The sequence below is a fragment of the Nocardioides sp. genome (assembly GCF_035697785.1).
In the GTDB taxonomy this organism is placed as follows: domain Bacteria; phylum Actinomycetota; class Actinomycetes; order Propionibacteriales; family Nocardioidaceae; genus Nocardioides_B.
In genome coordinates, this window is record NZ_DASSCL010000163.1 from 1 (window position 1) to 6,963 (window position 6,963).

Annotated in this window: 5 protein-coding genes; 4 read left to right on the plus strand and 1 reads right to left on the minus strand. The window is 71.3% G+C overall.

All coding sequences use genetic code 11. The annotated features are described in order from the left end of the window. A partial coding sequence (gene rpoC, locus VFH10_RS16905; RefSeq protein WP_325130656.1) for a DNA-directed RNA polymerase subunit beta' occupies positions 1–2,359 on the plus strand: 2,359 nt, incomplete at its 5' end. A gap of 155 nt (positions 2,360–2,514) precedes the next feature. Here rpoC and VFH10_RS16910 read toward each other — a convergent pair. After that, entirely contained in the window at positions 2,515–3,633 is a 1,119-nt protein-coding gene (locus VFH10_RS16910) for an acyltransferase family protein (protein WP_325130658.1), read from the minus strand. 132 nt (positions 3,634–3,765) lie between these two features. On the opposite strand from VFH10_RS16910, the gene VFH10_RS16915 reads away from it, so the two are divergent. From VFH10_RS16915 to VFH10_RS16925, 3 genes are all read left to right on the plus strand, one after another. After that, the gene (locus VFH10_RS16915) at positions 3,766–4,230 is read left to right on the plus strand and encodes an NUDIX hydrolase (protein WP_325130660.1); all 465 of its coding nucleotides are present in this window, start codon (positions 3,766–3,768) and stop codon (positions 4,228–4,230) included. After that, on the plus strand, positions 4,230–5,513 hold the full coding sequence (locus tag VFH10_RS16920) for a hydroxyacid-oxoacid transhydrogenase (RefSeq protein ID WP_325130662.1): 1,284 nt from the start codon (positions 4,230–4,232) through the stop codon (positions 5,511–5,513). Before VFH10_RS16915 ends, VFH10_RS16920 begins: the two co-directional genes overlap by 1 nt. After that, positions 5,510–6,963, plus strand: a 1,454-nt coding sequence (locus VFH10_RS16925) for an FAD-binding oxidoreductase (RefSeq protein WP_325130664.1), incomplete at its 3' end; no start/stop codon positions are given. The genes VFH10_RS16920 and VFH10_RS16925, both read left to right, overlap by 4 nt.

Sequence of the window (6,963 nt, forward strand, 5' to 3'; positions counted from 1 at the left end):
GCTGATCGAGGGCAAGGCCATCCAGATCCACCCGCTCGTCTGCTCGGCGTTCAACGCCGACTTCGACGGCGACCAGATGGCGGTGCACCTGCCGCTGTCCGCCGAGGCCCAGGCCGAGGCGCGGATCCTGATGCTGTCGACCAACAACATCCTCAAGCCGTCCGACGGCCGCCCGGTGACCATGCCCACCCAGGACATGATCATCGGCCTGTTCTTCCTCACCCGCGGCTTCGACGCCGCGACCGGTGAGAGCGACATGGAGCGGCCGGGCGACGGGCGGGTGTTCGGTTCCACGGCCGAGGCGATCATGGCCTTCGACCGCGGCGAGATCCTGCTGCAGAGCAAGGTCCGGATCCGGTTCCCGGAGATCGTCCCGCCCGCCGGCGTGGAGACCCCCGAGGGCTGGGAGCAGGGTCAGCAGCTGACGCTCGAGACCACGTTGGGACGCGCGCTCTTCAACGAGACGCTGCCCGCCGACTACGCCTTCGTGAACTACGAGGTCGGCAAGAAGCAGCTCGGGGTCATCGTCAACGACCTCGCCGAGCGCTACACCAAGGTCGAGGTGGCCGCGGCGCTCGACGCCCTCAAGGACGCCGGCTTCCACTGGGCCACCCGGTCCGGTGTGACCGTGTCCATCGAGGACGTCGTCACCCCGGCGCGGAAGGGCGAGATCCTCGAGAAGTACGAGGAGCAGGCCAAGAAGGTCCAGACCCAGTTCGAGCGCGGTCTGATCACCGACGACGAGCGCCGCCAGGAGCTCATCGAGATCTGGACCCAGGCCTCCAACGAGGTCGCCGGTGAGCTCGAGACGACGTTCGACATGAGCAACCCGATCTGGATGATGGTCCACTCGGGTGCCCGCGGAAACATGATGCAGGTCCGGCAGATCGCGGCCATGCGTGGTCTGGTGGCCAACCCGAAGGGCGACATCATCCCGCGGCCGATCAAGTCGAACTTCCGCGAGGGCCTGACCGTCCTGGAGTACTTCATCGCGACGCACGGCGCCCGCAAGGGTCTGGCGGACACCGCGCTGCGGACCGCCGACTCGGGTTACCTGACCCGTCGTCTGGTGGACGTCTCCCAGGACGTCATCATCCGCGAGGACGACTGCGGCACCGAGCGTGGTCTGCCCAAGCGGATCGGCCAGCGGCTCGACAGCGGCGTCGTGGTCAAGGACGAGAACGCCGAGACCGCGGCGTACGCCCGCTCGGCGTCCGTCGAGGTCACCCACCCGGAGACGGGCGAGGTGCTCGCCGCCGCCGGTGAGGACCTCGGCGACGTCAAGATCGACGAGCTCGTGGCCGCCGGCATCGAGGAGGTGAAGGTCCGTTCGGTGCTCACCTGTGACGCCAAGACCGGCACCTGCGCCAAGTGCTACGGCCGTTCGCTCGCGACCGGCAAGCTGGTCGACATCGGTGAGGCGGTCGGCATCATCGCCGCCCAGTCCATCGGTGAGCCCGGCACGCAGCTGACGATGCGGACCTTCCACACCGGTGGTGTGGCCTCCGCGGACGACATCACCCAGGGTCTGCCCCGTGTGGTCGAGCTGTTCGAGGCGCGTCAGCCCAAGGGCCGTGCCCCGATCACCGAGGCCGCCGGCCGGGTCGAGATCGAGGAGACCGACAAGGCCCGCAAGGTCCTGGTCACCCCCGACGACGGCTCCGAGGTGCAGGAGTACCCCGTCAGCAAGCGCTCGCGCCTGCTGGTGGCCGACGGCGACCACGTCGAGGTCGGGCAGAAGCTCACGCAGGGCACCGAGGACCCGCAGGACGTGCTTCGCGTCCTCGGCGTCCGTCGCGCCCAGGAGCACCTGGTGGACGAGGTCCAGGCGGTGTACCGCAGCCAGGGTGTGTCGATCCACGACAAGCACATCGAGATCATCGTGCGGCAGATGCTGCGTCGGGTCCTCGTGCTCGAGCAGGGCGACACCCACATGCTCCCGTCGGAGCTGGTGGACCGAGTCCTGTTCGAGGAGGAGAACCGTCGGGTGGTCTCCGAGGGCGGCAAGCCCGCGGCCGGCCGTCCGCAGCTGATGGGCATCACCAAGGCGTCGCTGGCCACCGAGTCGTGGCTGTCGGCGGCGTCCTTCCAGGAGACCACGCGTGTCCTCACCGACGCGGCGATCCACGGCAAGTCCGACTCGCTGCGTGGCTTGAAGGAGAACGTGATCATCGGAAAGCTGATCCCGGCCGGCACCGGCCTGGAGCGGTACCGCAACATCCGGGTCGAACCGACCGAGGAGGCGCGAGCCAACGCCTACTCGGTCACCGGGTACGGCGACTACGACTACGACTTCGGCAACGCCGGGGGCCAGGCCGTGGCGCTGGACGACTTCGACTTCGGCTCGTACCAGAACTGACGCAGTCGGCTCTGGTAGCTACAAGCCAGATCGAGCAAGAAGGGCCCGCCCTCGCGCAGCGAGGGCGGGCCCTTCCGCGTCGAGATCGAACGCGTCGACGCGACCCCACCAGGACCAGCCGAGCCGCCACGGACCCAGCGCTCGTCACCGGGGGGCTAGAAGCGCTCCGGGTGGTTGCGGTGCAGGGCCAGCCGGTGCTGGGCGTGCTCGCGGTGGTGGTGCGGCGGCAGGATCCCGGGAGTGTCCTCGACGGCCGTGCTGATCGGGTCCACCAGCTTGTTCAGCCGCCGTGACACGGGTGTGGCCGCCAGGGCCAGGGCGAGCAGGGCGGCGGCGCCGGTGACGATCACGAACGAGGTGACCTCGTCGAGCCGGACCCACCTCCCCGCGTCGGCGTACTGGGCGGCCTTCACGAAGAACCCGTGGCAGAGGTAGACGACCAGGCTGGCGGCCCCGAGTGGGGTGAACCAGCGCTGCGACCGCGGCACGAGGGAGAGTGCGGACAGCGCCAGCACCCCGGCGACCACCAGGAGCGCCGCGCGGGACGACATGCCCTGCCAGACGCTGACACCCATCGCGTCGTAGGACGACCGCCAGTACAGCCACTCGGTGCTGAGGGGCTCCGCGACCACGGCCGCCACGACGAACGCGGTGGCGAGCGCGGCGAAGGCGACGGTGCGGACCCGCGCCCGGGCCAGCCAGTCGAACTGCTCGCGGCGCATCGTCAGACCGAGCACGAAGAACGGCAGCAGCCCGGTGGCCCGCGAGACGTCGAACAGGTCCACGTCGATCAGGCCGCCGAGCAGGCTCACCACGACAGCTACCACGATGGGTTGGGGCACTCGGGTGAGCAGCGGCGTCGCGAGCCGCCAGAGGAACAGCACGGCGAGGTACCACATCGGCCAGTGCGGGTCGAGGTACAGCGGGCTGCCCATCGACTCCTTGCCGACCGCCACCCGGAACATGGCCAACAGGGTCTCGAACACGAGGTACGGCGCGACGACGGTGGTCATCAGCCTGCGCAGGTTGGCGCGGCTGTAGGTGAAGCTGCGCGACAGGTACCCGGTCACGAGGACGAACGCCGGCACGTGCCAGGCGTAGAGGAAGGTGTAGGCGGGGAAGGCCGACGGGGCCTCGGGCATCAGCACCCAGGAGTGGCCGATCACCACCAGCATCACGAGCAGCAGCTTCGCGTTGTCGAAGAACGGGTCCCGCGCCGCTGGCGGCCGGCGATCGGGCACGACGTGCTGGGTGGCGGTGGCCTCGACGCTCATCGTCCCTCCGGTTGGTTCTCCCTCTGAAACCCGGATCCTCCCCAGGAAGTTGGTGAGTAAAACGACTGTCACGAGGGGTGTGCGCCGACTCACGCCGAGCTGCTGCCGACACCCGCCCCTAGACTCGGCGCCATGTCCGCAGACGTGGTCCCACCGAAGCGCCAGCGGGTCGCGGCCTACGCCCTCCTCACCAGGGACCACTGCGTGCTGCTGACCCGGATGTCGGACCGCACCCGGATCCCGGGGCGGTGGACGCTCCCCGGTGGTGGGATCGACCACGGTGAGGAGCCGCGCAACGCGCTCGTCCGCGAGGTCTACGAGGAGACCGGACTGCACGTCGTGCCCGGGCAGCTGGCCGACGTGCACAGCTCGCACTTCACCGGGCCACGCTCCGACGGCCTCGTCGAGGACTACCACGGCATCCACCTGATCTTCCGGGCCGCGCTGACCCCGGAGTCCGAGGGCGTGGACCCTCGCGTCGTCGAGGTCGACGGGTCCACCGACCTCGCCGCGTGGGTCGACTGCGACGAGGCGCTCGGCCTCGACCTGCTGTCCGCCGCGCGTCACGCACTGACCGAGCTGAAGGGGAACGACTGATGCAGCTGCCCGCGAACCCGGAAGGCGTCTTCACCTACGGCGCGCCCCAGCTGAAGTTCGGCCCCGGGGCGTCCGACGAGATCGGCTACGACCTGTCGCTGTACGGCGTACGCCGCGTGCTGGTGGTCACCGATCCGGGCGTGGCCGCGACCGGGCACCCGCAGCGCGTGGCCGACCAGATGGCGTCGTTCGGGATCGAGGCGCGGGTGTACGACGGTGCGCACGTGGAGCCCACCGACGAGAGCCTGCAGGAGGCGATCGACCACGCACGGTCCTCGGGTCCCTGGGACGCGTTCGTCGCGGTCGGTGGCGGATCGGCCATCGACACCGCGAAGGCCGTCGACCTGATGACCACCAACCCGGGCGAGCTCATCGACTACGTCAACGCCCCCGTCGGCGGCGGCCGTGCGCCCGAGCACCCGCTCGCCCCGCTCGTCGCGGTGCCCACGACGACCGGGACCGGCAGCGAGAGCACCACGATCTGCGTGCTCGACGTGCTGGAGCAGAAGGTGAAGTCCGGGATCAGCCACCCGCGGCTGCGGCCGACCCTGGCCGTCGTCGACCCGCTGCTCACGTTGACCCAACCGCCCGGGGTGACGGCGGCCGCGGGCATGGACATCCTGTGCCACGCCCTCGAGTCCTGGACCGCGCGGCCGTTCTCGTCGTATGAGCGGAAGAGCCCCGAACAGCGGGTGCCCTACTGCGGGTCCAACCCGATCGCCGACATGTGGGCGGAGAAGTCGTTGCGGCTGCTCGCCGGGTCGTTCCGCACCGCCGTCCGCAACGGCGACGACCAGGAGGCCCGCGAGCAGATGTCGCTGGCCGCGACCTTCGCCGGCATGGGGTTCGGCAACGCAGGCGTGCACATCCCGCACGCCAACGCCTACCCGGTGGCGGGACGCGTGCGCGACTTCCGCCCCGTCGACTACCCCGACGACCACGCGATGGTGCCGCACGGGATGGCGGTGTCGCTGACCGCGCCGGAGGCATTCCGGTTCACCTTCGACGCCGACCCGGAGCGGCACGTCCGCGCGGCCGAGATGCTCGCACCCGGCGCCGACCGACCCGACGACCTGCGCGAGCTGCTGCCCAACGTGCTCGCCGACCTGATGCGCGACATCGGCATCCCCAACGGTCTGGGAGCGGTCGGCTACGGCGAGTCCGACGTCCCGGACCTCGTCGAGGGCACCCTCAAGCAGCAGCGGCTGCTGGCCACCGCACCCAAGGACGTCACGGAGGACGACGCCGCGTCGATCCTGCGCGGCTCCCTCGAGCTGTGGTGACGGCGCCCTCGGAGGCGGCCGCCGTCGTCGCCGAGCTACGCCGCGCCGGGGTGACCGACGTCGACGACTCGACGGTCGCCCGGGCGCTCTACGCGTCGGACGCCTCGCTCTACCGGGTGCCGCCACTCGCGGTGGTCCGGCCACGCCACGTCGACGAGCTGGTCGCAACGGTCGAGACCGCCCGCGCCACCGGCACTGCGCTGACCATGCGCGGCGCGGGTACGTCGATCGCGGGCAACGCGGTGGGGCCGGGCCTGGTCGTCGACACCCGCAAGCACCTCAACCGGGTCCGCGGCATCGACGCCGAGGCCGGAACCGCGGAGGTGGATCCCGGAGTCGTGCACGCCACGCTGCAGAGCGCGGCCCTGCCGCACGGCCTCCGCTTCGGGCCGGACCCGTCAACGCACACCCGGTGCACCGTCGGCGGCATGATCGGCAACAACGCCTGCGGCTCGCGGGCCCTCGGCTACGGCCGCACCTCCGACAACGTGGTCGCCCTCGACGTCGTCACCGGGAGCGGTGAGCGGCTCTCGACGACCTCGGGCGACACCGCCCGCCGGCTCGACGAGCTCGTGCAGGCCAACCTCGGCACGATCCGCACCGAGCTCGGTCGGTTCCCGCGCCAGGTCTCCGGCTACGCACTCGAGCAGCTGCTGCCCGAGCACGGACGCCGGCTCGACCGGTTCCTGGTCGGCAGCGAGGGCACGCTCGCCGTGGTGCTGGGCGCCACCGTGCAACTGGTGCGCGACCCGGCGTACCGGGTGCTCGCGGTGCTCGGCTACCCCTCCATCTTCGACGCGGCCGACGACGTGCCCGGCCTGCTGCACCACCCGCTGGTGGCCTGCGAGGGTCTCGACCAGCGCATCGTCGAGGTGGTCCGCGCCCGGCGCGGCGCGACCCCCGACCTGCCGCGCGGTGCGGCCTGGCTGTTCGCCGAGCTCGCCGCCGACACCGAGGCCGAGGCGGTCGACCGGGCACGCGCAGTGATCGCCGACGCGGGCGGCGCCGCGGACGCACGGGTCGTCACCGACCGGTCCGAGCAGGCGACGCTGTGGCGGATCCGGGAGGACGGCGCCGGCCTCGCCGCCCGCAGCCTCGCCTCCCCGGCGCACGCCGGCTGGGAGGACGCCGCCGTCCCGCCCGACCGCCTCGGCGAGTACCTCCGGGCCTTCGACGCCCTCCTCGTCGACCACCGCCTCGACGGGGTGCCCTACGGGCACTTCGGCGACGGCTGCGTGCACGTGCGGATCGACTTCGGGCTGCGTGACACCGCGGGCCGGGCCGGGTTCCGCCGGTTCGTCGAGGAGGCGGCCCGGCTGGTCGCGTCGTACGGCGGCACCATGTCGGGCGAGCACGGCGACGGCCGGGCACGGTCCGAGCTGCTCGCGACGATGTACTCGCCCGACGTGCTCGACCTGTTCCGGCAGGCCAAGGCGATCTGCGACCCCGA